General features: G+C 37.6%; 25 protein-coding genes and 1 other annotated feature. Of the genes, 17 read left to right on the forward strand and 8 right to left on the reverse strand.

Annotated elements, in window-relative coordinates; genetic code table 11:
• Nucleotides 1–32: 32 nt before the first annotated feature.
• Complete coding sequence (locus NSS81_RS19240) at nt 33–725, reverse strand: Crp/Fnr family transcriptional regulator (RefSeq protein ID WP_342430246.1); 693 nt, start codon at nt 723–725, stop codon at nt 33–35.
• Between the two features lie 252 nt (nt 726–977).
• Between NSS81_RS19240 and NSS81_RS19245 the strand changes: the two genes are divergently transcribed.
• Both NSS81_RS19245 and clpB read left to right on the forward strand, forming a co-directional pair.
• Nucleotides 978–1,157, forward strand: a complete 180-nt coding sequence (locus NSS81_RS19245; RefSeq protein ID WP_342430247.1) for a YjzC family protein — start codon at nt 978–980, stop codon at nt 1,155–1,157.
• Between the two features lie 119 nt (nt 1,158–1,276).
• A complete protein-coding gene (gene clpB / locus NSS81_RS19250; RefSeq protein ID WP_342430248.1) occupies nt 1,277–3,871 on the forward strand; it encodes an ATP-dependent chaperone ClpB in 2,595 nt (864 codons plus the stop codon).
• Between the two features lie 62 nt (nt 3,872–3,933).
• On the opposite strand, the gene NSS81_RS19255 is transcribed toward clpB, so the two are convergent.
• Nucleotides 3,934–4,119 carry a YjzD family protein gene (locus NSS81_RS19255; RefSeq protein ID WP_342430249.1) on the reverse strand — a complete coding sequence of 62 codons (186 nt, stop codon included), beginning with the start codon at nt 4,117–4,119 and terminating at the stop codon, nt 3,934–3,936.
• 197 nt (nt 4,120–4,316) lie between these two features.
• On the opposite strand from NSS81_RS19255, the gene NSS81_RS19260 reads away from it, so the two are divergent.
• The 3 genes from NSS81_RS19260 to NSS81_RS19270 all read left to right on the forward strand — a co-directional run bounded on the left by NSS81_RS19260 (nt 4,317) and on the right by NSS81_RS19270 (nt 7,063).
• On the forward strand, nt 4,317–5,039 hold the full coding sequence (locus NSS81_RS19260) for a hydrolase (RefSeq protein WP_342430250.1): 723 nt from the start codon (nt 4,317–4,319) through the stop codon (nt 5,037–5,039).
• A gap of 85 nt (nt 5,040–5,124) precedes the next feature.
• A complete protein-coding gene (locus NSS81_RS19265) occupies nt 5,125–5,967 on the forward strand; it encodes a hypothetical protein (protein ID WP_342430251.1) in 843 nt (280 codons plus the stop codon).
• A gap of 148 nt (nt 5,968–6,115) precedes the next feature.
• Nucleotides 6,116–7,063, forward strand: coding sequence for a BMP family ABC transporter substrate-binding protein (locus NSS81_RS19270; RefSeq protein ID WP_342430252.1), 948 nt, complete (start codon nt 6,116–6,118; stop codon nt 7,061–7,063).
• Between the two features lie 48 nt (nt 7,064–7,111).
• Here the strand turns inward: NSS81_RS19270 and NSS81_RS19275 are convergent, their stop codons facing one another.
• Nucleotides 7,112–7,360 (reverse strand): hypothetical protein, encoded by a 249-nt coding sequence (locus tag NSS81_RS19275; RefSeq protein ID WP_342430253.1) that lies wholly within the window; start codon nt 7,358–7,360, stop codon nt 7,112–7,114.
• Between the two features lie 194 nt (nt 7,361–7,554).
• Here NSS81_RS19275 and NSS81_RS19280 point away from each other — a divergent pair, with 194 nt between their 5' ends.
• From NSS81_RS19280 to NSS81_RS19295, 4 genes are all read left to right on the forward strand, one after another.
• Nucleotides 7,555–8,487 (forward strand): beta-ketoacyl-ACP synthase III, encoded by a 933-nt coding sequence (locus NSS81_RS19280; RefSeq protein WP_342430254.1) that lies wholly within the window; start codon nt 7,555–7,557, stop codon nt 8,485–8,487.
• Between the two features lie 42 nt (nt 8,488–8,529).
• Nucleotides 8,530–9,768: a beta-ketoacyl-ACP synthase II gene (fabF, locus tag NSS81_RS19285; RefSeq protein ID WP_342430255.1), complete on the forward strand. Its 1,239-nt coding sequence runs from the start codon at nt 8,530–8,532 to the stop codon at nt 9,766–9,768.
• A gap of 375 nt (nt 9,769–10,143) precedes the next feature.
• Nucleotides 10,144–10,944, forward strand: a complete 801-nt coding sequence (locus NSS81_RS19290) for a DUF2268 domain-containing putative Zn-dependent protease (RefSeq protein ID WP_342430256.1) — start codon at nt 10,144–10,146, stop codon at nt 10,942–10,944.
• Between the two features lie 150 nt (nt 10,945–11,094).
• Nucleotides 11,095–11,841, forward strand: coding sequence for a YjbA family protein (locus NSS81_RS19295; RefSeq protein ID WP_342430257.1), 747 nt, complete (start codon nt 11,095–11,097; stop codon nt 11,839–11,841).
• A gap of 56 nt (nt 11,842–11,897) precedes the next feature.
• Here NSS81_RS19295 and trpS read toward each other — a convergent pair whose 3' ends face one another.
• Both trpS and NSS81_RS19305 read right to left on the reverse strand, forming a co-directional pair.
• Nucleotides 11,898–12,887, reverse strand: a complete 990-nt coding sequence (trpS, locus tag NSS81_RS19300) for a tryptophan--tRNA ligase (RefSeq protein ID WP_342430258.1) — start codon at nt 12,885–12,887, stop codon at nt 11,898–11,900.
• A gap of 48 nt (nt 12,888–12,935) precedes the next feature.
• Nucleotides 12,936–13,186: a binding site (T-box leader), on the reverse strand.
• Between the two features lie 66 nt (nt 13,187–13,252).
• On the reverse strand, nt 13,253–13,438 hold the full coding sequence (locus NSS81_RS19305; RefSeq protein WP_342430259.1) for a hypothetical protein: 186 nt from the start codon (nt 13,436–13,438) through the stop codon (nt 13,253–13,255).
• Between the two features lie 529 nt (nt 13,439–13,967).
• Here NSS81_RS19305 and spxA point away from each other — a divergent pair.
• From spxA to pepF, 5 genes are all read left to right on the forward strand, one after another.
• The gene (gene spxA, locus NSS81_RS19310) at nt 13,968–14,363 is read left to right on the forward strand and encodes a transcriptional regulator SpxA (RefSeq protein WP_342430260.1); all 396 of its coding nucleotides are present in this window, start codon (nt 13,968–13,970) and stop codon (nt 14,361–14,363) included.
• Between the two features lie 297 nt (nt 14,364–14,660).
• Nucleotides 14,661–15,332 carry an adaptor protein MecA gene (mecA, locus tag NSS81_RS19315; RefSeq protein WP_342430261.1) on the forward strand — a complete coding sequence of 224 codons (672 nt, stop codon included), beginning with the start codon at nt 14,661–14,663 and terminating at the stop codon, nt 15,330–15,332.
• 70 nt (nt 15,333–15,402) lie between these two features.
• A complete protein-coding gene (gene cls / locus NSS81_RS19320) occupies nt 15,403–16,914 on the forward strand; it encodes a cardiolipin synthase (protein ID WP_342434080.1) in 1,512 nt (503 codons plus the stop codon).
• 490 nt (nt 16,915–17,404) lie between these two features.
• Nucleotides 17,405–18,601, forward strand: a complete 1,197-nt coding sequence (locus NSS81_RS19325; protein WP_342430262.1) for a competence protein CoiA family protein — start codon at nt 17,405–17,407, stop codon at nt 18,599–18,601.
• Between the two features lie 142 nt (nt 18,602–18,743).
• Nucleotides 18,744–20,564: an oligoendopeptidase F gene (gene pepF, locus NSS81_RS19330; protein ID WP_342430263.1), complete on the forward strand. Its 1,821-nt coding sequence runs from the start codon at nt 18,744–18,746 to the stop codon at nt 20,562–20,564.
• A 531-nt stretch (nt 20,565–21,095) separates the two neighbouring features.
• Here pepF and NSS81_RS19335 read toward each other — a convergent pair.
• The 3 genes from NSS81_RS19335 to NSS81_RS19345 form a co-directional block, all read right to left on the reverse strand.
• Nucleotides 21,096–21,956 (reverse strand): ClpXP adapter SpxH family protein, encoded by an 861-nt coding sequence (locus NSS81_RS19335; protein ID WP_342434081.1) that lies wholly within the window; start codon nt 21,954–21,956, stop codon nt 21,096–21,098.
• Nucleotides 21,957–21,961: 5 nt separating this feature from the next.
• Complete coding sequence (locus NSS81_RS19340; protein ID WP_342430264.1) at nt 21,962–22,369, reverse strand: globin; 408 nt, start codon at nt 22,367–22,369, stop codon at nt 21,962–21,964.
• A gap of 162 nt (nt 22,370–22,531) precedes the next feature.
• On the reverse strand, nt 22,532–23,122 hold the full coding sequence (locus tag NSS81_RS19345) for a CYTH domain-containing protein (protein ID WP_342430265.1): 591 nt from the start codon (nt 23,120–23,122) through the stop codon (nt 22,532–22,534).
• Between the two features lie 152 nt (nt 23,123–23,274).
• Between NSS81_RS19345 and NSS81_RS19350 the strand changes: the two genes are divergently transcribed.
• The 3 genes from NSS81_RS19350 to NSS81_RS19360 are packed head-to-tail and all read left to right on the forward strand — an operon-like array spanning nt 23,275 to nt 25,678.
• Nucleotides 23,275–23,913 carry a GTP pyrophosphokinase family protein gene (locus NSS81_RS19350; RefSeq protein ID WP_342430266.1) on the forward strand — a complete coding sequence of 213 codons (639 nt, stop codon included), beginning with the start codon at nt 23,275–23,277 and terminating at the stop codon, nt 23,911–23,913.
• Nucleotides 23,914–23,955: 42 nt separating this feature from the next.
• Nucleotides 23,956–24,756, forward strand: a complete 801-nt coding sequence (locus tag NSS81_RS19355) for an NAD kinase (RefSeq protein WP_342430267.1) — start codon at nt 23,956–23,958, stop codon at nt 24,754–24,756.
• A 22-nt stretch (nt 24,757–24,778) separates the two neighbouring features.
• Complete coding sequence (locus NSS81_RS19360; RefSeq protein ID WP_342430268.1) at nt 24,779–25,678, forward strand: RluA family pseudouridine synthase; 900 nt, start codon at nt 24,779–24,781, stop codon at nt 25,676–25,678.
• Nucleotides 25,679–25,730: the final 52 nt, after the last annotated feature.

Here is a 25,730-nt window from a genome sequence, read left to right on the forward strand (position 1 = left end):
CTAAGTCCGTAACTCCTAAGGGACCGATTTTTTTAATCAATTCTGCATATTTCTGTTGGACATTCTTCACAATCAATTTCATTTTTTATATGGTCAAGATCATGAATGGTAATTGATCCTTTATCAATCGAGATTATTCCTAGTTTGCGTAGATCACTTAGCAAACGGTTGACTACTTCTCGTGAAGTGCCGCAGAAGTTAGCTAGTTCCTGATTGGTTAACGGTAATTCGATCCGTATTCCTTTATCCGTTTCGACACCATAGTTATTTGTTATTCTAATGAGTGTTGAATAAAGGGCTCCTTTTTTACCGTGGAGTACCAAATCACGGAACTTTGTTTGTGTTTTTCGATATTGAAGGCTCATCCACTTCATAAATTCAAGCGAAAGTTCAAGGTTTTGTGAAAGCTTTACTTCTAGAACATCCTTCTTAATGACTAATACTTCGCCGCTTTCTAAAACACGTGCACTTAATAAATATCGTGCTCCCGGTGAGAATAAGTCTAACTCTCCAATAAAATCACCCTTGGAACACATTCTTAATGTAAGTTCTCGTCCATCGGGAATAATTTTGCTGATTTGAATAATCCCGCTCTGCACAATATATAATTCCTCGGCAACAGAACCTTCCTGGAAAAGAAAAGAACCCTTTTCTACCTTCTTCATATGGTGAACTGTATCAAACAGTTTTGTTAACTTAACTGGTACTTCCTTTAACGACTGCATGCTATTTACCACCTTTAAGAGGCGAACTCAATCGCAAATTTGCTTACAAAAATAAATGACAGTCAAGGTTACATTTACTAGATATCACTATCATTATATTGTTAACAAAGAATATATATCAATATTGTGACATAAATACACACAATCGTCAAAAAATATTGTTATATTCCTAAATAATATAACAAGATATTCCTCTAATGGACAAAGCCTAAATGGAAATAATAAAGATGTACACAAAAGGAGGGACTAAGAATGGGGCAAAATCGCCAGTTTAAATCAGGACAAAAGGCACCGAACAATGGTATTTATATTGAGATTGGTGAAACAGGAGACAATGTTAAGAATCCCCAAAAGATAAAACTAAAAGCCGGGGACTCATTCCCAGAAACAGCGAATCATAATCGTATATGGACTTATCAGCGCAAACCCTAAAAAGTCAAAACAAAAAGTCATCCACATGGGTGGCTTTTATTTCATTGTTTTTTACATATATAGACAAATCATTTATAATAAATATAATAGGTCAAAATTGGTCAAGTGGAGTGAAGAATATGGATTTAAACCGAATGACAGAGCGATTGCAAAAAGGGATCCTCGAAGCTCAATCATTAGCCATTAAAAATAATCATCAAGAGGTTGATGAACTTCATTTATTTTTAGAACTTTTACAGCAAGAGCAGAGTCTGCTGCGTGCTATTTTAGAAAAGGCTGGTCTGCCAACAAACGAGTTTGAACAAAATATTAAGGATGCAATGGCAAAGAAACCACAGGTTACCGGAAGCGGTGCTGAATACGGGAAATTATATATTACAACAAAGCTGCAAAAGCTTTTTGTAAGTGCGGAAGACTTTGCCACTAAATATTCAGATGATTATTTATCCGTTGAACATATCTTATTGGCTGCCATAAGTGCAAATGATTCTGAGATAAGAAGGATACTTAAGGTAAATGGTAAGATTACGGAAAGCATTATCCAGGCAATAAAGGATATTAGGGGGAATCAAAGAGTGACATCACAAAATCCTGAAGCAGTTTACGATGCACTTAGTAAATATGGAAGAGACCTCGTTGCCGAGGCAAAGGCAGGCAAGATGGATCCTGTTATTGGAAGAGATGCGGAAATTCGTCATGTCATACGAATCCTGTCTCGAAAGACAAAAAATAATCCCGTGCTTATTGGCGAACCAGGCGTGGGTAAAACAGCGATTGTAGAAGGTTTGGCTCAACGGATTGTCAGAAGAGATGTCCCAGAAGGCCTAAAGGATAAAACAATCTTTTCCTTAGATATGAGTTCGTTAATTGCTGGTGCTAAATTTAGAGGCGAATTTGAGGAGCGGTTAAAGGCTGTCTTACATGAAGTGAAAAAAAGTGAAGGTCAAATCCTACTGTTTATTGATGAATTGCATACGATTGTTGGTGCGGGAAAAACAGAAGGGGCAATGGATGCGGGAAATATGTTAAAGCCAATGCTTGCCCGTGGTGAACTTCACTGTATCGGGGCGACAACTCTGGATGAACATAGAAAGTATATTGAAAAAGACCCTGCACTTGAACGAAGATTTCAACAAGTCCTTGTTCAAGAACCGAATGTCGAAGATACCATCTCGATATTACGAGGGTTAAAGGAAAGATTTGAAGTTCATCATGGTGTGAAAATCCATGATCACGCTCTCGTGGCGGCAACCGTCCTTTCTGATCGCTATATAACCGAACGATTTCTGCCAGACAAGGCAATTGACCTTGTTGATGAAGCATGTGCGATGATCCGGACCGAAATTGATTCGATGCCTACAGAATTAGATGAAGTAACTAGAAGGGTTATGCAGCTGGAAATTGAAGAGGCTGCGTTAAGAAAAGAGCAGGATGAGGCTAGCAAACAAAGGCTTGAAAGTCTTCTGAAAGAGCTTGCTGAGCTAAAGGACCAAGCGAATAGTATGAAGGCTCAGTGGCTCCAGGAAAAACAAGGGATTCAGCGATTGCAGGAAAAAAGGGAACAGCTTGAAAAGCTTAGGAGAGAATTGCAACAAGCCGAGGACAAGTATGATTTAAATCGAGCTGCCGAGCTTCGCCATGGGTTAATCCCTCTTGCTGAGAAAGAACTTCAAGCGTTAGAAACAACAACAGCCAAAAATGAGAGACTATTGCGTGAAGAAGTAACTGGAGATGAAATATCCAATATTGTTTCCAGATGGACAGGTATTCCCCTTACAAAATTAGTGGAAGGGGAACGGGAAAAGCTGTTAAGATTAGAATCCCTTTTACACGAGCGGGTAATTGGACAAAATGAGGCCGTACAATTGGTGACGGATGCTGTATTACGTGCAAGGGCAGGAATTAAAGATCCAAATCGCCCGATTGGATCCTTTCTCTTCTTAGGACCAACTGGGGTTGGGAAGACAGAACTGGCTAAAGCGTTGGCAGAGTCCTTATTTGATAGTGAGGAACAAATGATTCGAATAGATATGTCAGAGTACATGGAAAAACACTCGGTATCAAGGCTGATTGGTGCTCCTCCAGGCTATGTGGGTTATGAAGAAGGCGGTCAGCTTACTGAAGCAGTTAGACGGAGGCCGTATTCCGTTATTTTAATGGATGAAATTGAAAAGGCACATCCAGATGTCTTTAACATCTTACTTCAAGCGTTGGATGATGGCCGAATAACAGATTCACAAGGCAGGGTAGTGGATTTTAAAAATACGGTCATTATTATGACGTCCAATATCGGTTCTCAATTTCTGCTTGAGCGAAATGAAAATGAGGATGAAATTTCTGATAGCACACGTGGAAAGGTACTTGGAGCGTTAAGAGTTCATTTCCGTCCTGAATTTTTAAATCGGATTGATGAAACGATCCTTTTTAAATCATTATCATTAGCTGAAATAAAGAACATTGTTGTGAAAATGTTGAAGGAATTGCAAAACAGGCTAAAAGATCAGCATATCGAGGTAATCATCACGGATGAAGCGAAAGAATATATAGCTGTTAACGGATTCGACCCCATTTATGGGGCAAGGCCATTAAAGCGGTTTATACAAAGAAATATTGAAACGAAGCTGGCAAGGGAAATCATTGCGGGTAACGTCCTGGATCATTCAACCGTAAATATAACGACCATCAATGGAGATTTAAGTGTGAAAGTACAATAGAATAACAAAATAAAAAAGGTCATCCTTTAGCTAGGATTGACCTTTTTATTTATTCACTCTAATTAATGTTTTTCAGCAGGTCCGCTTGGAAGTACCGCTGTTACAGCAATAATCAAAACGCTTACACCAAGAGAAACAATTGCACCTGTTACAAAATCAAATTCTGCGCCTTCAGTCATTGAACTTACTACGTATGAAACCATTTGTACTAAAAGAAATGCCCAGAAAAAAGTCCAAAAGTATCGCATTTTTTTCACCTCTAAGCCTATTTTACATCTCTTATCATATTACCATAATCAATCGAAATAATAAACGCAAAATATGACAAAGTGGAAAGGATTCCTCAAAATCAAAAGAGTCGTACCTGAATTAGGCTAATCTCCCTTTCATCTCATGTGAAGCGACATACAATATCATGAGGAAATTTGTAAAAGGAGATTTATCAATGGAAAACAGGAATTTTTTGATGGATACCCAGTGGAATACGATCCATTACCCTGAAAAGCCCACAGGTTTTGGAATCTTAATTATTGGAGATGAAAGACATTTTGTGGATGAAAGCAAATGTTTTTGGACTCAAAATGAAGGAAAGCTGGCCATTATTAACCATTTTAAAAAAACAGGATACACGATTTTTTCCTCAAATCTGTATGGGCGAAACTGGGGAAGTGAAAATGCTGTTGAGCTAGCTCGAAGGCTGTATAACCAGGTTATACGTAGTGAAATCCTTAATAATAAAATTCATATCGTAGCCGAAGGAATGGGGGCATTAGTTGCTCTGAAATTAATGGAGAAAATGAAAGGCCAGATTAGGTCAGTTGTTTTTCTTAATCCGATACTTTCTTTAAAAAGTCATATTGAGCAGGAAAGGGAATACAAATTTTTTTACAAAAAGTTAATGAGGGAATTAATCGTGGCTCATAATACAGACCAGGCTTCACTTGAAGAGGAATTCCAAAATACTCCACTTAAGGTTAATTTTGAATTTGGTGTACCAATTAAGATCATTCATGTAATGTCAAACGGGAAATCCTATAATCAATCGAAGCAAATGCAGCAAATATTAACTAAAACAGGGATTAATCCAATATATATTGTTCCTGAAAAAAAGCAGCAGCTTAGTCATATGATGATAAGGTTTTTTAACAAATATGAAAAAGATTTGTAGATATCAACGCCTCCCAAAAGGAAATAATTCTTCGTGCAGTCGCATACGATGCATTATAGAAGGATATGGGAGGCGAATATTCTTAATGGACAAGGCTGTTATTTTTGATGTATTTAACTTTGTAAGCTTTCATCTTTGTAAAGCTTTGCTGGATAAAGGGATTGAAGTAGAGGGAATTACCATCGAAAATAAGGGAAATGATGATGGGTTCTCTGATGAAAAAAGATTGGAAATTGGCCGGAATGCAAATTATAAAGAGTCTTTATTTAAAGATTGGACGAAACAATTGGATCGAACAGATAGTAAAATGACAATTATTTGTTCCGTTTATGATATATATATGACCTACAATGAAAATATTTTAAAAAATGATGCTGTTGCTTATGAATTTATTGATTGCTTAAAAAGATACAAAGAAAAAATTGAACGGCTTGTATTGCTTTTGCCGGGGCAAATACTAACAGGTGAAGCGGAAACGGAAGCCCTATTGGTCATGAATGATTTTATCAAAATGTCAGAAGAGTTGACAGAAAATATTCAGTTGCATTATTTACCTACGATCTTTGGACCTTGGCAACCAAAAACATTTGTCTTTCAACACACAATATTAAATAAAATGAATCAACAGGAGAAGTTTAAAGGGTTAAGAGAAGAAACAATGGATGCCCTTTATATCGATGATACCGTGGAAACGCTGATTGATATTATCGAAAATAGTGATGCTGGACGTTATTTACTTGAAAGCGGACTAGAAAATCAATGGGACTTTTGTGCACAATACTTACAGGTTGATGAAAATCTATTAATAGACCGCAAAACGTCAATCGAAGAAGAGAAAGTTGCCAAGTTAACTGTAAATAGAAAAGAATCATTAACGAATGCTATTGCAAAGCAAATAAACCATGTACAACATTTATTTCGCCCATAAGAAATCGATAGGTTTATCCTATTGATTTAGTATTGGGAAAATTATCTTCCTATTTTTTTTGTCAAAGGTTATTATAAAAGTGCTAAAGTAGAATTTATCACTTTTGAATAAAAAACGGAATATGCCTGCGATTAAAGGAGTGATATAGATGCTAAACCGTTATGGGATGATAGTTTTATGCCTTTTATTGCTTGGAGGATGCGGGAGCATAGATTCTGCAAGCACACTGCAAAAGGTTGGCTTGTTAGTACCAGAAACAGTTGATGACCAAGTATGGGGAACGAAAGGGTATAAAGGATTGTTAAAAATACAGTCACAGTTCGATGTTGAAGTTTTTTATAAAGAAGGCATGAATTCACAACAAATGGTCGAACAGGCAGTTAAAGAATTTGAACAAAAAGGTGTTAATCTTATTTTTGGACATGGTTCCGAGTACGCCGAATATTTCAATTCTATCTCTGAATCCTATCCCGCTATTCACTTTGTAAGCTTTAATGGCGACGCAAAAAAGAAAAATACGACAAGCCTAAATTTTAAGGGACATGCAATGGGTTTTTTTGGAGGGATGGTCGCCTCTTATATGTCTGAGGCAAATAAGGTTGGAGTTTTAGCAGCTTATGAATGGCAGCCGGAGGTAGAGGGTTTTTATCAAGGAGCCATAGCTGAAAATAAAGACACGGATGTAAGCATCATTTATGTTGGAAATTGGGACGATGAAAACAGGGCAATTCAATCTGTTAACTCCATGATTGCTGAAGGGGTTGATGTCGTTTACCCGGCTGGTGATGGTTACAATATCCCTGTAATTGAAAAGGTGAAGGAACATGGATTATTTGTGATTGGTTATGTTTCGGATCAATCTGATTTAGGGGAATCTACCGTTTTAACGAGCACCATCCAGCAAGTTGATAAACTGTATGTGAATGTTGCTGAACAATTTAAGAACAAAGAATTACAATCAGGAAATCTTTCCTTTGATTTTAAAGATAATGTCATTTCGCTTGGGGAATTTAGTCCCTTGGTGAATAAGGATTATATAAAAAAGATTGAAAAACAGATTGAAGTGTATAAAGAAACGGGCAAATTGCCAAATTAGCAGTTGTACATAGGGAAAAAGAAATAGGCTGCCGTTTAACGGGCAGCCTTATTTCTTCTTCCAAAACCTTTCTACAAAAGGATAAGCTTTATTAAATATCGGCTTTAAATTTTGAATAGAGTTCATTAATTTATCATAATTTTCAATCAGACCTGCAATATCAATGGAAGATTCATTTGGTCTTGCTTCCTCCTTGTTTACCATACGTTCAACATTCTTGCTGGGTCCAAACATCAAGCTAGAAAATCGATCATGAGATTTATTAATGTGTTCATTTCCTTTCGGTTGTTCCTCCATGATTTTTCCTTCCTCCTTATTGAAAAGCCTTCTTCTGTTTAGGATATGAATCCCAGCAGTAATTGGTATGGACATTTATAGCAGTTAAATTATCCATATAGATGTTGCTAAAAGGGGCTACTATTTGCTAAAATTAGTACCAAGTCATAATAATTGATAATAAGATGATATTGAATATATAAGGAGTTGACTTCATGAGAGCCGGAATTGTTGGAATCGGAAGATATTTACCCGAAAAAATAGTCACTAATGCAGATCTAGAAAAAGTATTGGATACAAGCGATGAATGGATTCGGACAAGAACAGGAATTGAAGAACGGAGGATAGCAGAGGATACTATTAACACATCTGATATGGCATTTGCTGCAGCTAAAGATGCAATTGAAAATGCCGGAATTTCAGCTGAAGAGATTGACCTCATTTTAGTAGCAACTGTAACACCAGATCATCCGTTTCCATCTGTTGCCTGCATGCTTCAAGAAAAATTAGGAGCGAAGAAAGCAGCGGCAATGGATGTTAGTGCTGCCTGTGCAGGCTTTATGTATGGAATTGTTACTGCAAAGCAATTTATTGAAACGAATGTGTATAAGAATGTCCTCGTAGTGGGAGTAGAAAAACTTTCTAAGATTACGGATTGGAATGATCGAAATACGGCGGTATTATTTGGCGATGGTGCAGGAGCAGTCGTTGTTGGACCTGTTTCTGATAATCGTGGGATACTCGCTTTTGAACTTGGTGCAGATGGGACCGGGTCAAAGCATCTCTATCAAGACGAGTATATTATTATGAATGGCCGGGAAGTATTCAAATTCGCTGTAAGACAGATGGGTGAAAGTTGTTTAAATGTGATTGAGAAAGCGGGTTTGACAAAAGAAGATGTAGATTTCCTTATTCCACACCAGGCAAACATTCGCATTATGGAAGCATCAAGACAAAGATTAGAGCTTCCAGTTGAAAAAATGTCGAAAACTGTGCATAAATACGGGAATACTTCTTCTGCATCGATTCCGATTTCGATTGTGGAGGAATTAGAAGCAGGAAAAATTAAGGATGATGATGTAATTGTAATGGTAGGCTTTGGCGGCGGTTTAACTTGGGGTGCGATTGCAATTAGGTGGGGTAAGTAAAATTTTTAAATATACTGTTTGGAAATGAAGGAGATGTGTCACATGGAAAAGCGTAGAGTTGTGGTAACAGGCGTTGGAGCAGTAACACCGCTAGGAACCGATGTTGAAACCACATGGAATGGGATACTAGAAGGAAAATCAGGAATTGGACCATTAACAAGAGTAAATGCAGAGGAATATCCAGCCAAAGTGGCTGCACAAATAAATGACTTTAATTCTGAATTATATATGGATAGAAAAGATGCTAGAAAAATGGACCGTTTTACCCAATATGCTGTTGCCTCCGCATTAATGGCTGTTAAAGATGCAGACCTTACAATCAATGAAGAAAATGCTGGTCGTATTGGTGTTTGGATTGGCTCAGGAATCGGCGGAATGGAAACCTTTGAAACACAATATGAAATCTTTCAAAAAAGAGGCTACCGTCGAGTAAGTCCGTTCTTTGTCCCGATGTTAATTCCAGATATGGCCACGGGTCAAGTATCTATTACATTAGGGGCAAAAGGATTTAACTCGTGTACAGTTACGGCTTGTGCAACAGGAACAAATTCTATAGGTGATGCGTTTAAAGTAATCCAGCGCGGGGATGCAGATGCTATGGTAACTGGTGGTGCCGAAGCACCGATAACGAAAATGTCTGTTGCAGGATTTTGTGCAAATACAGCTCTTTCTACTAATCCAGACCCAAAAACGGCTAGCAGACCGTTTGATAAGAATCGCGATGGCTTTGTCATTGGTGAAGGAGCAGGAATTGTTGTACTTGAAGAACTGGAACATGCCTTAGCCCGGGGTGCAAAGATTTATGCTGAAATCGTCGGCTATGGTTCTACCGGTGATGCATACCATATTACCGCACCAGCACCTGCTGGTGAAGGCGGTGCAAGGGCAATGAAGATGGCAATTAATGATGGGGGCTTAAAACCAGAGGAAATTGACTATATTAACGCACATGGTACAAGTACAGAATATAACGATAAATTTGAAACAATGGCCGTAAAGGAAGTATTTGGTGATCATGCCTACAAGCTTGCGATGAGTTCTACTAAGTCGATGACAGGTCATCTTCTCGGAGCGGCTGGTGGAGTAGAAGCCATTTTCTCAGTTTTGGCAATCAGGGATAGCATTCTCCCGCCAACGATCAACTTAGAAGAGGTGGACCCAGAGTGTGATTTGGATTATGTACCAAATACGGCTCGTCCAATGGAAATAAAAACAGCACTAAGTAATTCTTTAGGTTTTGGTGGCCATAACGCTACGATTATTTTTAAAAAATATGAATAACTAATAAGTCGATCAGGAGAAATTCCTGGTCGGCTTTTTTTGTTGTTAAACTTGCCTGTTGATTGGAGCTCCAGGCACTTCGCTTTCCGCGGGCAGTCCGGGAGCCTCCTCGTCGCTTCGCTCCTGCGGGGTCTCCCGTGACTTGCTCTTCCCGCAGGACATTGAATAGGCTTCCTTGAATTTCCACCGCACGAAGGAAATGCGATAGCATTTTCGAGGAGTTCTTCGTGCCTTCCGCTCCAATCAACAGAGTTGTACGATCAATAATAAGCTATATTACAGCCATTCTGGTTAAAAAGTTGCACTTAATGCTTAGAACCACTTCCTTCCTGATTCATAAACTATGAAATAGATAGGATCGCGGGGAGTGAGGAAATGGGAATCATACAAACAAACCAATGGTTAGAAGAAGAGTTTAATCGCCCAACGAAAATTTGCAAGAAGCTGCTTCCAGTATTCCAGGGTCAAGAGGAAGAGGAAATTTATCAACAGTTATTGAGTTATGGGATGTATAAGCCCTCAAGGGCAACGAAGGGTATTTATGAATCGCTTAAGAAAAATAATGTCTGGGAGAAGGCAGAGCAGCTGTTTCATACCTACAAAAAAAAATGGGGCGGTCCGGATATACCTATTTATATATTCCCTATCGGTCAGAAAGTGGGTTTTTTTACACGGCAAGAAAAAGTAAAAGGAGGAGTATCATTCCATGATAAAATGTTTCTCTTCCTTTCTGACAAGGTAAGTGTGAGTGAATTGGAGGCGCTTTTTGTCCATGAATACCATCATGTTTGTCGATTGAACAAACAAGAGAAGGGGTTTAAAGAATATACCTTATTGGATTCTATCATTATTGAAGGACTTGCAGAGTATGCCGTTTTAAAAAATTGCGGAAGGAAATATTTAGCCGATTGGTGTACCATGTATACAGAATCAGAAATGCTCCAGCTATGGGGGAAATATTTGCAAAACCAATTAAATAAGAAAAAAATCGAAAAAGGACATGACGAGCTGTTATATGGCGGTGGCAGGGTACCAGATTTGCTCGGTTACGCGATAGGATATAGAATCGTTGAAAATTATTACCAAGAACATAGATACTCTACGATATTATCATTCAAGATACCAGCAAAAAGTTATTTAGAGGCCGATAAAATTTTTACAACAAAAGGAAATTAATGGATATTTTAGCAAGAATAAAAGGACAGGTTAGCAGATAGAATTGTGTGTGTAAAAAGTAACTGGAGCAAAATATATATTAAGGAATAAATTAACTTAGGTCTGCCCATACTGATTGACAAACAGTATCTTGAAGTGAGGGGTTGTAGGATGTTGTATCTTCATGATGTTTGGGTAAATTGGTTTGAAGGTGAGGAAAACGGATATAATGTTTGCCACTTTCATGAATGGCGTAAAGATGACGGAGTGGAACTATTAGATCAAGTTCCGCTGGTAAAAGTCGAAGAGATTCTATTTAACTATATTGAGAATGATTTGTCAGAATTACCTCAACAGCTTCTCGATGATATTTTTCAAAAGGCATACTTAAGGAAAAATCACGAAAGAGTTCAACTCGAGTATTGCTTTGTAGTAACGGATGGAGTAGGAATATTAGTGGTTGATACAATAGGTTATTCAATTCCCATTCGAAAAAGCAGGCTCATTCCAAGACAAGAACAGCTAGTTTACGAAATGATTGCCACACATGATGCGAAAGTATATAACTTTCACCCGCACCAGGACCAGAAGGATTTTCATATTTTATCTCCTGAACCGGTGCTGATGACTGGACTAACCCGAAAAGAAAGACAATTAAAGCAGCTATTATTTATGGCACTCGATCAATTACACTCGTCTAAGAATGAAGCGGAAGTAAGATATTGGTATACAGAGTGGTGTCCGGAGCAGTACTCGGCTATCCAGGAGCTAAACTTTGAAAGTGCTTGGCAGCAGCTATTTGAGGAAACTAAATATGGCTGGTCCAAACGGCACGAAACCTTTTGTGAAAATTTAATAAAAGGTCAGCCATTCTTCGAAAAACTTTGGGAGATGGAACATGGTCCTAAAGTAAACTAAAAGCCAGACCCGAAAAGGTATTGATCAATACCTTTTGAGGGTCTGGCTTTTCATTTTTATCTGCGTTTTCTGCCTAATCCCATTGCATTTTCCATTTTCTTTAGTGTTTTGCTGGCAACTTCGTTTGCCCTTGCAGCGCCTTCGTCTAAAATTTGGTCAAGTTCACTGGAATCAAGAAGATTGTAGTATTTTTCTTGTATTGGTTTTAATACATTTACAACTACATCAGCTAAATCACCTTTAAAATCTCCGTATCCTTTACCTTCGTACATTTCTTCAATCTCGGGAATTGTTTTTTTATCAAGGATTGAATAGATCGTAAGTAAATTCGAAATTCCAGGTTTATTAACCTTATCGAATTTAACGATGCCCTCCGAGTCGGTAACAGCACTTTTAATTTTCTTCTCAATTTGTTTCGGGTCATCCAATGGGGTGATAAACGCCTTTTTGTTTGGATCGGACTTACTCATCTTCTTAGTAGGTTCTTGTAATGACATAATCCTTGCCCCTACTTCTGGAATTCGAACACCAGGAATCGTTAAAACGTCCCCATACTTTTTATTAAATCTTTCTGCTAAATCACGAGTCAATTCCATGTGTTGCTTTTGGTCCTCACCAACCGGTACTAGGTCCGCATTGTACAATAAAATATCTGCTGCCATTAATGGTGGGTAAGTTAATAGGCTTGCTGTTACAGCTTCTTTACCAGTAGATTTATCTTTAAATTGTGTCATTCTCTCTAATTCACCAATATAGGCAATGCACTGCATCATCCATCCTGCTTGTGCATGTGCAGGAACCTCTGACTGAATAAATAATGTAGCCTTCTTAGGATCAAGTCCAACGGCCAGATATAAAGCAGCAAGGCTTCTAATATTTTTACGCAGCTCTATACGATCCTGTGGGACAGTAATGGCATGTTGGTCCACAATGCAAAAATAACAATTATACTCATTTTGCAGTTCTACAAATTGCTTTAATGCTCCGATATAATTTCCAAGGGTAATCGTCCCGCTTGGCTGAATACCTGAAAAAATTGTTTCCATCCTAATTTCCTCCTAAAAATAAATAAAAAAAACCATCCATCCCACAACAATAGGGACGAATGGTTTCGCGGTACCACCCTAAATTACTCATAAAGAGTCACTCAGCACTCAGGTCATCAGTGAGATGGCCTGAGAATCCTTTTAACGCAAGGAAAACGTCATTTCCTACTTTTTCAAAAAATACATCATTCAGAAAGAGGCTCAAAAGTCCATTCTGTATTTGTCCGTGTTTGTTCCCACCAGCCACAAACTCTCTATAACGGATGATAATACATACTACTCTTTATCATTGCCACTATATTTAATTATTTATATTATAAGTAAATGCATATTAAGAATCAAGTGCGATAATATTTTATCGCCTTTTACTTCTTTTTCCCGCCGATACTCTTCCATCCAGTCTGATACTTTGCGCTTTCGTCTACAAATTGAGAGCGGTTTTTACCCCCAAAAACCTTTTCACCAATACCATTTGTAATTACGCCCATAAAGGCAGTAATCCCGATAACCAATAAAGCAACCATTGATAAATCTGCTATGTACCCACCCATGAAAATCCCTCCAATTGTCCAGATCCAAGGCTACAACCAATTTGCACCCTGTAAATCCCCTTACTTCCTATTTTAAAAGAACTTGCCGCTTAATGAAAGGGGAAAAGTGAAATAATTTATATGACGGTTTCTTAGAAAAAAAGGATGTATGCGTTTTCATTGAAAAAGTGTAATTGAGAAAATAAGTTACAAAAGATCATAAATAGTTAAAAAGAACCGACAAAAGAAGTTTTAGTGATTCGAATTCTATATGTGACAATCTATATTTTCGAAAAAAAGCAAGTTTATTATTTGAAGAAATATGAAACTTTTTTGCTAATTAATCGTCTAATATAGTGTAATAAAAAAAATAACGGTTAAAAGTTGACTTTTATTAAAATTTGAAAAAAGGATACCTTTTTTATAGGCAGTGGTGTATAATAAATGATATAAATTACTTATTTATAATTATTTTAAATTCAACCTAAACTTACTTTCATTTTGATATGCAATATATTTTGTACAGTAAAATAAAAAGGAGTGAAGACGGATGGTAACACTATACACTTCACCAAGTTGTACATCATGCAGAAAAGCGAAATCATGGTTAGAAGAGCATGATATTCCATATACAGAGCGCAATATTTTTTCAGAACCATTATCAATTGAGGAAATTAAAGAAATCCTTCGAATGACTGAAGATGGAACAGATGAAATAATATCCACAAGATCTAAGACCTTTCAAAAATTAGATGTTAATTTAGACACAATGCCACTCCAAGATTTATTTGAATTAATCAAAGCTAATCCGGGATTGCTGCGTCGTCCGATTATTATTGATGAAAAACGGTTGCAGGTTGGATATAATGAGGATGAAATTCGGAGATTTTTACCAAGGAGAGTTCGAACTTTTCAATTAAGAGAAGCACAACGTATGGTTAATTAGAAGGCCTTCTATTTGAGGGCCTTTTTTCAATTCTCTTTCCTCGCCTATCGTTTGAGATTTCAATGTGATTTTGTTACAATGTAAAGAATATCTTATTACTAGGCAAATTCACTGTTTTTGATAACTTAGTTAATTTTATTTCCCTTATTATTACTTTTGTCATAAAATAAAAGTACTCGGATTATATACTTTTTTATCACAAACTTTAGGCATTTCAACATTGGGTATTTGCTTTAGGCAGTGTCTGCTGGGGGTATTTTAGTCCCTTCAATATGGAAACGGAAGGGAGAGGTAAAGATGGAGATTGAACGCATTAATGAGAATACAGTAAAATTTTATATATCATATGGTGATATAGAAGAAAGAGGCTTCGACCGGGAAGAAATTTGGTACAATCGCGAACGAAGTGAAGAGTTGTTTTGGGAAATGATGGATGAAGTTCATCAAGAAGAAGAATTCATGGTAGAAGGACCATTATGGATTCAAGTCCAAGCTTTAGAAAAAGGGCTGGAAGTTCTGGTAACTAAAGCTCAAGTATCAAAGGATGGACAGAAATTCGAACTCCCAATACCAAATGAGAAAATTAAGGATCTGCCAGTTGATCATAATATTGAAGAAATTTTTGATCATCACTTCACTCCTAGGCAGATGGAAGAAGAAGATCTTTTGCTTGAAGAGGAGTCATTAGAGTTTTTAATTGCCTTCAAGGATTTTGAGGATGTTATCATGTTGTCAAATCGCGGAGGTCTTGATGATTTACTCACGATGCTTTATCACTTTGATGGAAGATACTATCTATACACTGAGTTTCCCGAGGATTTATTTGAAGAGGAACAGATTGATGATGTTTTAAGTATTCTTCTTGAATATGGTTATGAAACTCAGTTAACCATCCATCGAATTCAGGAGTATGGGAAAGAGATAATTTCAAAAGATGTCTTTGCTGAAATAAGAAAACACTTTAAATAAACATGTGCCGATTTCTGACGTTGAAATCGGTATTTTTTTCTTTAAGTAAAAAAATTGGCAGGTGTTTAAGCTGAAAAATACAGTAAGGGTTATCCTATTCATCACCGTTCTAGCCGTACTCTCGTTATTCTTTAAGGAGTATTTAAAAGGTGGAGTCTTTGGCTTCTTGAGTCTTTTAATTTCGCTATCGGTCATCTTTATTGCATTTGTCATCTTTCTTGAAAATCGGCATCCAACACAAACCATCACATGGCTGGTGGTGTTAGGCGGCTTTCCATTAGTCGGCTTTATTTTTTACCTGCTGTTCGGGAGGAACCACCGAAAAGAAAAGATGTACCGAAAGAAGTATTTTCTTGATAAACAAGCATATCTAACAGTCGAAGGGGAATTCGATCCCCGCAGTGAAGAAAAAATCAGCTTAATGGCTGAGCATCAAGGGAGATTATTTACCTTGGCGCAAAAACTTGGTAATAGTCCCATTTCCTTCGATACAAAGACAGAAGTTCTAACCAATGGAGAAGAAACGTTTCAACATATACTCGAACAATTAAAAAGGGCAAGACACCATATTCATATGGAGTATTACATTGTTCGCCATGACCAAATCGGACAGGAAATTAAAAAGGTATTAATTGAAAAGGCTTCCCAGGGGGTAGAAATTCGCTTTTTGTATGATGCAGTTGGTTCGTGGCAATTATCAAAGGGATTTATTAAAGATTTAAGAAATGCGGGCATTGAAACCGTTTGCTTTGGACCCGTAAAGGTGCCTTTTCTAAATAATAAGTTTAACTTTCGTAACCATCGGAAGATTATTGTGATTGATGGAACGATTGGTTTTGTTGGCGGGCTCAATATTGGTGATGAGTATTTAGGCAGAAATCAAAGTATTGGATTTTGGCGTGATACCCATTTAATGCTTAGAGGTGAAGCGGTTCGAACATTGCAGTTAATCTTTTTACAGGACTGGTATTACATGACCAATCATAGCTTTCTAACAGCAGAGTATCTTTCACCGCAAATAGATAATGAAAGTTATGGCGGGGTCCAGTTGATTGCGGGTGGACCAGATACGGAGTGGAGTGTAATTAAAAATATCTTTTTCTCAATGATCACTTCTGCTAAAGAATCCGTTTGGATCGCATCACCCTATTTTATTCCTGATGAAGATATTTTCTCTGCGATTAAAGTAGCGGCATTAAGCGGAATTGATGTCAGATTGCTAGTGCCTAATCGTCCGGATAAACGAATTGTTTTCCATGCTTCACGCTCTTATTTTCCCGAACTTTTGGAAGCTGGTGTAAAGGTGTATGAATATGAACGAGGGTTTATGCATAGCAAAATAATTATTGTCGATAGGGAATTGGCCTCGATTGGAACCGCTAATATGGACATGAGAAGCTTCCATTTGAATTTTGAAGTAAATGCCTTTTTATTTCGAACGAACAGCACTGAAAAGCTGGTTGCTGAATATTTAAATGACCTTAACTATGCCAAGCAGTTAGAATTAGCTTCATTCAATAAAAGACATATTGGATTACGCCTATTTGAATCGACAGCCAGACTCATGTCTCCGCTACTTTAATCTAAGGCTATATAAACTAGCCTGTTGATTTCCGCTCCAGGCACTTCGCTTTTGAGCGGGCGTGCCGGGGAGCCTCCTCGGCTCTTAAGCGCCTGTGGGGTCTCCCCAGCCCCGTACTCCCGCAGGAGTCTCGTGCCTTCCGCTCCAATAAACAGTGGTTTATAAACAGCCTAATCTAAAAGAAAATTCGTAACTTGCGAGTTTTCTTTTAGATTAGGCTGTTTTCTAAAGATTTTTGTTTTTTAGAGGGAAATTTATTTATATAGCTAAACTAGCAGTTGATATACACGAAGACTCCTGCGGGAAGAGCAAGTCTCGGGAGACCCCGCAGGAGCGAAGCGACGAGGAGGCTCCCGGACTGCCCGCGGAAAGCGAAGTGTATATCAACTGCGGTGGTATTAGCTACAAACTTTACGAAAACAGCCTTTTATTTAAAGGAATTCTGAACTTCAATCACGAATCTAAGAGAGGAAAGAGAGGTGAAAGGTGATTGCTTACTGCAAAAACAAAAACAGGTAAAACGATATGTCTCGGGTATGATTACAAGAGAGAAACACTGCTCTATTTTCGGAATAATGAAGAGTTTATATGCCCTGTTTGCGGGGAAAGTGTTTCACTAAAATTGGGGAATCAAAGAATTTTTCATTTTTCTCATAAAAAAGGAGGTGTTTGCAGGGAAGTCTATGAAAATGAATCGGTTTATCATATGGAGGGAAAGCGACAGCTATATCAATGGCTTATCCGCCAAAGGATTCCTTCCTCGTTAGAATATTATGATTCTGAAATTAAGCAGCGACCAGATATTATGTTTAAGCATAATGGGATGAAATACGCATTGGAATATCAATGCTCGGCGCTTTCTGAAGAAAGTTTTTTGAAAAGAACCCAAGCCTATCTTCAACATGGTTATATCCCCCTCTGGATAATGGGGAGCAAAAATATTAAGACAAAAAGAAAAAATCTCCTAACTTTATCAAGCTTTGATTATTTGTTCTTAAGAGAATCAAGGCATCATCAATTTTTCATTCCTTCCTATTGCCCCGAAAATAGTCATTTTGTCATTCTTGGTTCAATCCAGCCTTATTCCACTAAAAATGCTTTTGCCCAAATATGTAGTTTCCCAATAAATTTGGCCGGTTTAGATGAGATTCTTCATCCAAAGCTGATCAACCAATTGAACTTCTCTCAATGGAATCAGGAGGCAGAAAGGTATAATTTAAATTGGTCGTTCCACCCAAGTCCAGAGCAAAAGCGGTTTCTCTATGAAATCTATAATTATGGCCTCAATCTTTTCTTACTCCCGCCTGAAATTGGCTTTCCTGTTCCTCAGTCCCTTCATATCCTGACACCACCAGCCATTTGGCAAACCTATCTCTATATAGACAATTTCATCAATCTAAAGGCTGGAGACTCTATACGTCTTAATGATGTAGAAAGAAACTTTAATAAGAGAATCAAGAAAAAAGAAATTCTTATTCGAAATCATCTTCAGTTAATAGAACAAAATCCATTTGTGGCTGTGAAGGAGTATCTATTTCAACTTGAAAAACTTGGAATCCTTAAGCAAAAAGGGGGGACGATTTTTCAATTGGTTAAAAAAATTGAGATTCCGAAATCTAATCGAGAAAGAGAGGAACAGAGACGGATTTTTTTTCAAATAAATCAGAAACTCCTTTCAAAGGTATAAATGAAAAGTAACATTAGGGCATAATATAAGTGGTGAATTATATTCTTTTCTCTATCAATAAAGGAAATGAAATCGATGAAGGAGAATATTACTAAGAAGAAATTTTTTCGTAAGGCGAAAATTTTGAATGGAGGATGAAACAATGGCTAATGAAACGGCAGCTGTAAAAGCTCTACCTGCTAGAAGTGAAATTTCAGTTGAGGATACTTGGAGATTAGAAGATATATTTACTACTGACCAGGAATGGGAAAGTGAATTTCAAGAAGTGAAGAATCAAATCTCCGGAATAAAGGAGTTTGAAGGCAAATTAGGAGAAAGTGCTGATACTTTATATAAAGCACTTCAATTTCAAGATAAGCTCCTTGAGCGGATTGGAAAATTATATACATATGCGCATATGCGCTATGATCAAGATACGACTAATTCTTTTTATCAAGGGTTAGATGACAGGATGAAGAACTTGTATTCCCAGGCTGGAAGCCAATTGGCATTCATTGTTCCGGAAATCCTTTCCATTGATGAAAGCAAGGTTACCAGTTTTCTAAATGAGAAAGCGGAATTAAAGCTCTATGAACATGCCATTGCAGAAATTAACCTACAAAGACCGCATGTCCTGTCTGCAGAGGTTGAAGCGGTGTTAGCGGAAGCAAGCGAGGTTATGAACAGTTCCAGCAATACATTTGGTATGTTAAATAATGCCGATTTAAAGTTTCCTTCTATAAAGGATGAAAATGGCGAAGAAGTAGAAATCACACATGGGCGCTATATTCGTTTCTTAGAAAGTTCAGATCAGCGGGTTCGACGTGATGCCTTTAAAGCAGTATATGATACATACGGAAATTTCCGTAACACATTTGCTAGTACGATTAGCGGTAATGTGAAAAATGATAATTTTAATGCGCGAATTAGGAAATATAATTCCGCCAGACATGCGGCACTTTCGGGCAATAATATCCCTGAAAGTGTGTATGATAACTTAGTTAATACGATTAATGAGAACCTGCATTTATTACATCGATATGTAAAGCTACGTAAAAAGGTTTTGGGGCTTAAGGAGCTCCATATGTATGACCTGTATACGCCGTTGGTAAAAGATGTAAAAATGGAAATTCCTTATAAAGAGGCTGAAAAATTAGTTGTTGAAGGATTGGCCCCATTAGGTGAGGAATATACTAAGATTTTAAAAGAAGGTTTTGAAAATCGTTGGGTAGATGTTCATGAAAATAAAGGAAAGCGCAGTGGCGCCTATTCCTCTGGTGCTTATGGGACGAATCCGTACATCCTCATGAATTGGCAGGATAATATAAATAATTTATTTACACTTGCCCATGAGTTTGGACATTCTGTTCACAGCTACTATACACGTAAATCACAGCCATACCCATACGGAAACTATTCGATTTTCGTTGCCGAGGTAGCTTCAACCTGTAATGAAGCCTTATTGAATGATCATTTATTAAAGACAATAGATGATGAACAGAAACGGATATACCTTTTAAATCATTATTTAGAAGGCTTCAGGGGTACCGTGTTCCGCCAAACGATGTTTGCTGAATATGAGCATTTAATCCACCAGAAGGCGCAAAACAATGAGGCGTTAACGGCTGATTTGTTAACAGAAGAATATTATTCCCTTAATAAAAAGTATTTTGGTGAAGAGGATATTGTAATTGATGAAGAAATTGGCTTAGAATGGTCGAGGATTCCACATTTCTATTACAATTATTATGTTTACCAATATGCTACAGGTTATAGTGCAGCGACGGCATTAAGCAAGCAAATTTTAGAAGAGGGCGAGCCTGCGGTTAAACGTTATATTGAATTCCTTAGTGCAGGAAGTTCTGACTATCCGATTGAAGTGCTCAAGAAAGCTGGAGTGGATATGACAAGTGCAGACCCGATAAGAGATGCTTGTAAAGTATTTGAAGAAAAACTGAATGAATTAGAGCAACTATTATCATAGAAATAAGGGATGGTGCAAAACAAGCACCATCCCTTAAATTTTAGTCTAAAATCCTCTAAATCGTTTCCGATCATTGATGTAGAAGAGCAGCACAAAAATAGAAATAAACAATAGCGGAATACTGAGCAGTATGGGAAAGACTTTCATCAATGCAAGAATATATAGGAAAAAGGCTGTGACAAAAAAAAGGGACATAAGGACAAGAGGCAATTTGTTCATCAAGCAATCCACCTTTTATAAGCTATTTATCTTTAGTGTATTGTCCAACCCCCGATAATATGATATTTTGACAATAATGTGAAATAACACACAAACACATTGTCAATGTATTCAATCCCATGGTATATTCTATACGTGAAGTTGATCACAACAAACATATACCCCTTTGTTTGACCGTGAAAAATTTCTCCCATCCCCTTTGTTCGTATTTATAGAAAAAGACCTTGCAGCTGTAACTGCAGGGTCTTTTCATATTTATTGACAAATAATAGATAAAATAAAAAAGCCTGGATTTTTTACATCCAAACTCCTTTAATCTTCGATATATCGCCAGAAGGTCCCGTATTTTGCGGGAACCTGCTCAACTTTTTGTAGTAACAGCAGTTTTTTCATTTCTCGTTCAACTTGCGGAATCGATTTGTTATAAACAACAGCGATTTCTTTTGCAGCCACAAATTTAAAAATTTTAATGAAAGATTCTAATGGTGGCGGCTGTGATTGGATCGGTCTTTCTGACAGCATTTCCTCCATTATTTGTACATAAATTTCGTACGGATAGGTACCCGTAATCTTAATTCCCTCATCCTCAACATTCTCATTAAAGAAAACGAGAGTTGGTATTTCCTGTACGTCCATTTCAGAAGTGATTTTTAGATCACATTGGAAGGCTTTAGCAGCACTTTCCGAATGAATATCATTAATAAATTCCTCAACATCTAATCCAAGGCTCCTTGCACAATCTACTAATACATTAAGATTAGAAATATTTTGTTTGTCCAAAAATAGTAGTTCTTGCAGCTTTCGAAGAAATCGGATTCCGGCACGTCGCCCCTGTAGTTCAGCTGCTTTTAAGGCGATAGAGACATTATGAGGCGTATCAATTGGGTTCTCAAGCCATAGGGTGCCATCACAAGACATCCCTGATCTGCTTGCCGTCTTTTCCCATGTTTCCGCGATCGTTTCATAATTCTTCTTTTTACTTAAATTTAAATTTGAGATTCGTCCGCTAAGCACATGCCTAATGGAAAAATACCGACCATATTCAATTTGTAGCTTTTTTACGATTGGTTCAAGTGCCCAGCATTCAGGACATAAGGGGTCAATAAACATGTATATTTCAATTGGCTTTTTATCATTGCCGTGGCAATGATGCTTCGGGCCCTGGGTTCCCATATTCGTCACGAAATATCTCCTGCTTTTTCAATAGTGTCAGGTGTGTTAATCATATGCTGGGCGGTGAGATGGAGCCTTGAATAGAATTCGTCCCTGACAGGACCTTGTAAGCCAGTCTTGTCCATTGCCTGAGTCATACAAGATAACCATGCTGTTGCACGAGTTGGGGTAACAGGAAAAGGTAAGTGCCTTGCACGCATCATCGGATGACCATGCTCCTCTGAATATAATGAAGGCCCCCCAAGATATTGTGTTAAAAATTGCTTTTGTTTGCGGGCAATTTCGGTAAATTCATTTGGAAAGATTGGAGCTAGATCAGGATGTTGACCAACCAGACCATAAAAAGTGTCCACAAGGCGGTGTAATACTTCTTCGCCGATCACCTCAAAGGGTGCAGCCTTCTTCTCCATCATGTTGACAACTCCTTTTAATATGCTTTGTATTTATATTTTATCAATGCGATTTTCATATCTCAAATAAACCGCCTAGAAAATATAAATTCCAAACATCTCCACCGTATTAATATACACGAAAATCCGCTAGTTTCTTGGAATCATGATGGAATCAGTGATTAATTAGTAATTACTGGTTATTTTTTTTTTATGGCGATAAAAACGACGTATTTTATTTTCGGTTGTCCGCTGGGGAATAGTATGTTGATTAAGTAACTCTAGAAATATTTGTTGTCCCAAATGATAATCCTGGGCCTCGTATTCTAATTCATAGTCCTCTTTATTTAAATAAAGGCTATGATCAAATACAAGTAAACCATTCTTATAAGGGATTTCTACCCTTTTTGTAACTAGTGAACCAAAATATTCAACATCCGTAAAGGAAACAGCCATACTGGTTAAGCGATCGTAAATAATCCCCCTTGGTAGAATCCCATTTTTAATGGCTGCAGAAAATTCCTCTTCATTTAAAATCTGAGTTGTTTCAAGAAGCCCTATTTGATGAGGCTGTTTTAGTGTCATTTCATAAATATTCTCTTTAACTCTTATCCTTAGTGCTGACTCTTTATGTTTCAACGCAAAATCGGGTGTATCAAAGTAATGATTTTCTTGGCTGAATATTTGGGTTTCTGTTATCTTGAATGTATCCAGCAATTTTTCGTATTCACTTTTTGTAAGCATATTTTTAAATTCAATTTCAATTGTTTCAGACATTTTGTTCCATTCCTTTCTGCATATGCTTTTCATTCTATCTTAAGACATATTCAAACTGCAATCCTTGGGAGAAATGGGAAGAATATGCTAAAATAATAGAGTGAAAGCAAATGGGAATTTTTTATATAATCTTGTTTCGTTGAGGTGGAAGGATGAAGCACTGGGACAAATTTTTAGCCCCGTATAAGCAAGCGGTTGGGGAGCTCAAAGTAAAATTAAAAGGGATGAGAGGTCAATTTGAACTGATTTCTACTCATTCGCCGATTGAATTTGTTACTGGCAGAGTAAAGCCAATCGCAAGTATTCTTGATAAGGCTAATCAAAAAGGCATTCCATTAAATAAATTAGAAGAGGAAATGCAGGATATAGCAGGGATGCGAATCATGTGTCAATTCGTGGACGATATCCATCATGTGGTAAGTCTGTTAAGAAGCCGCAATGATTTGGAAGTTGTTGAGGAAAGGGATTATATTTCACATAAAAAGACAAGTGGCTACCGCTCTTATCATGTTGTTATAAGATATCCTGTTCAAACAATCCAAGGGGAAAAAAAGATTCTTGCAGAGATACAAATTAGGACTTTAGCGATGAATTTTTGGGCGACAACTGAACATACGCTAAATTATAAGTATAAAGGGGTTTTTCCTACAGATATTCAAATGAGGCTGAAACGGGCAGCGGAAGCAGCATTTAGGCTTGATGAGGAAATGTCCTTAATTCGCGGAGAAATTCAAGATGCACAAGCATTCTTTACAAGAAAGAAAGAGCTAAAACAAGAAGAGAAAGATTAATAGCTCATTTGCCAGCAAACCATACTACAAGGAGAAAAAATCATGAAATTTGCCATTACCTCCAAAGGAGATCAGAAATCAAATATCCTAATGCACAAGATGAGGACCTATTTACTTGATTTTGATCTTATTTATGATGAGGACCAGCCAGATATAGTCGTTTCGATTGGCGGGGACGGAACACTTCTTTATGCCTTCCACCGCTATAGCAGCCGCTTGGATAAAACGGCCTTTGTCGGGATACATACTGGACATCTTGGTTTTTATGCTGATTGGACACCAGAAGAAATTGAAAAGCTAGTCATTGCAATTGCTAAAACGCCCTATCAGGTTGTTGAATACCCTCTCCTTGAAGTGATTATTAGATATCAGCATGCAGGCAAGGAATCACGATATCTTGCTTTAAATGAATCAACGGTTAAAAGTGTTGAAGGGACATTAGTCATGGATGTTGAAATCAGAGGCCAGCACTTTGAACGCTTTCGCGGTGACGGGCTTTGTGTTTCAACTCCTTCTGGCAGTACAGCCTATAATAAAGCACTTGGAGGAGCAATCATCCATCCGTCCATTCCAGCGCTCCAAGTGGCAGAAATGGCCTCGATTAATAACAGGGTGTTTCGAACCGTCGGATCGCCTCTTATCCTTCCAGCGCATCATACTTGTATGTTAAAGCCGGTTAATCGTGTTGATTTCCAGGTGACTGTTGATCACCTGACACTGTTGCATAAGGATGTAAAATCAATACAATTCAGGGTCCCGGATGAAAGAATTCGCTTTGCCCGTTTCCGTCCCTTCCCTTTTTGGAAAAGAGTACATGATTCCTTTATATCCGATTCTGATTAAATTTTAGTCCGGAGGCAAAAACATGCAATCGCGTTTTCAACTTCATTGGATTGTGGAGCAAGGGTATGCAGGAAGTCTGTTAAAGGAATTTCTTAAGGAAAAAGAAATATCTCGAACAGCCTTAACAGATATCAAATTTAATAGCGGAAAAATTCTGGTAAATGACAAGGAAGTTAACGTTCGTTTTCGTCTGTGTCATGGTGATAAGGTAACGATTATATTTCCTCCTGAGAATCCGAGTGAAGGGTTAAAAGGTGAAAACATTCCTCTAGATATTCTGTTTGAGGATGAGTTTTTGCTCGTTATTAATAAACCGCCAGGAATGAGTACGATACCATCCCGTGAGCATCCAAGCGGGAGCCTTGCTAATGCATTAGTGGGATATTATCACAAAATAGGCATCGAAGCGACTTCACACATTGTTACTCGCTTAGATCGTGATACATCAGGGCTTGTCCTAATTGCTAAACATCGCCATGTTCATCACTTAATTAGTAAACAGCAGCAACGCGGTATGGTAAAAAGGATATATGAAGCCCTTGCTCAAGGAAGAATCGAGCAGCAAAAAGGTACAATTGAGCATCCAATAGGCAGAAGAGATGACAGCATAATTGAGCGGGAAGTCCGGTCTGACGGTCAATATGCCTGTACACATTTTAATGTAATCGGTAGACATAAGGATTTTACCCATGTCGAGCTTCAGTTAGAGACCGGCAGAACTCATCAAATCAGAGTTCATATGTCCTTTATTGGTCATCCGTTAGTAGGTGATGATTTATATGGTGGAGATACAGCCATTATTGAACGCCAAGCCCTTCATTGTAAAAGCATCAAATTTACTCATCCATTTACCCGTCAGGAAATGATCTTATTAGCACCGCTCCCTACAGATTTGGATTGTATTATAAAGGCTGACTCTTAATGAAGAGATCAGCCTTTTATCCCTTGAATATTGTAGATTTCCTAGGAAATTT

Origin of the sequence: Neobacillus sp. FSL H8-0543 (assembly GCF_038592905.1) — a bacterium.
GTDB lineage: Bacteria > Bacillota > Bacilli > Bacillales > Cytobacillaceae > Neobacillus.

Coding starts and splice junctions, on each gene's coding strand:
- NSS81_RS19270 (WP_342430252.1), top strand. CDS start 6,116: ATGCTAAACCGTTATGGGATGATAGTTTTATGCCTTTTATTGCTTGGA.
- NSS81_RS19345 (WP_342430265.1), bottom strand. CDS start 23,122: ATGTCTGAAACAATTGAAATTGAATTTAAAAATATGCTTACAAAAAGT.
- NSS81_RS19340 (WP_342430264.1), bottom strand. CDS start 22,369: ATGATGGAGAAGAAGGCTGCACCCTTTGAGGTGATCGGCGAAGAAGTA.
- NSS81_RS19260 (WP_342430250.1), top strand. CDS start 4,317: ATGGAAAACAGGAATTTTTTGATGGATACCCAGTGGAATACGATCCAT.
- NSS81_RS19335 (WP_342434081.1), bottom strand. CDS start 21,956: ATGGGAACCCAGGGCCCGAAGCATCATTGCCACGGCAATGATAAAAAG.
- NSS81_RS19255 (WP_342430249.1), bottom strand. CDS start 4,119: ATGCGATACTTTTGGACTTTTTTCTGGGCATTTCTTTTAGTACAAATG.
- NSS81_RS19275 (WP_342430253.1), bottom strand. CDS start 7,360: ATGGAGGAACAACCGAAAGGAAATGAACACATTAATAAATCTCATGAT.
- fabF (WP_342430255.1), top strand. CDS start 8,530: ATGGAAAAGCGTAGAGTTGTGGTAACAGGCGTTGGAGCAGTAACACCG.
- spxA (WP_342430260.1), top strand. CDS start 13,968: ATGGTAACACTATACACTTCACCAAGTTGTACATCATGCAGAAAAGCG.
- NSS81_RS19280 (WP_342430254.1), top strand. CDS start 7,555: ATGAGAGCCGGAATTGTTGGAATCGGAAGATATTTACCCGAAAAAATA.
- pepF (WP_342430263.1), top strand. CDS start 18,744: ATGGCTAATGAAACGGCAGCTGTAAAAGCTCTACCTGCTAGAAGTGAA.
- NSS81_RS19290 (WP_342430256.1), top strand. CDS start 10,144: ATGGGAATCATACAAACAAACCAATGGTTAGAAGAAGAGTTTAATCGC.
- NSS81_RS19360 (WP_342430268.1), top strand. CDS start 24,779: ATGCAATCGCGTTTTCAACTTCATTGGATTGTGGAGCAAGGGTATGCA.
- NSS81_RS19350 (WP_342430266.1), top strand. CDS start 23,275: ATGAAGCACTGGGACAAATTTTTAGCCCCGTATAAGCAAGCGGTTGGG.
- NSS81_RS19355 (WP_342430267.1), top strand. CDS start 23,956: ATGAAATTTGCCATTACCTCCAAAGGAGATCAGAAATCAAATATCCTA.
- NSS81_RS19245 (WP_342430247.1), top strand. CDS start 978: ATGGGGCAAAATCGCCAGTTTAAATCAGGACAAAAGGCACCGAACAAT.
- NSS81_RS19295 (WP_342430257.1), top strand. CDS start 11,095: ATGTTGTATCTTCATGATGTTTGGGTAAATTGGTTTGAAGGTGAGGAA.
- trpS (WP_342430258.1), bottom strand. CDS start 12,887: ATGGAAACAATTTTTTCAGGTATTCAGCCAAGCGGGACGATTACCCTT.
- NSS81_RS19305 (WP_342430259.1), bottom strand. CDS start 13,438: ATGGGTGGGTACATAGCAGATTTATCAATGGTTGCTTTATTGGTTATC.
- NSS81_RS19265 (WP_342430251.1), top strand. CDS start 5,125: ATGGACAAGGCTGTTATTTTTGATGTATTTAACTTTGTAAGCTTTCAT.
- clpB (WP_342430248.1), top strand. CDS start 1,277: ATGGATTTAAACCGAATGACAGAGCGATTGCAAAAAGGGATCCTCGAA.
- NSS81_RS19240 (WP_342430246.1), bottom strand. CDS start 725: ATGCAGTCGTTAAAGGAAGTACCAGTTAAGTTAACAAAACTGTTTGAT.
- mecA (WP_342430261.1), top strand. CDS start 14,661: ATGGAGATTGAACGCATTAATGAGAATACAGTAAAATTTTATATATCA.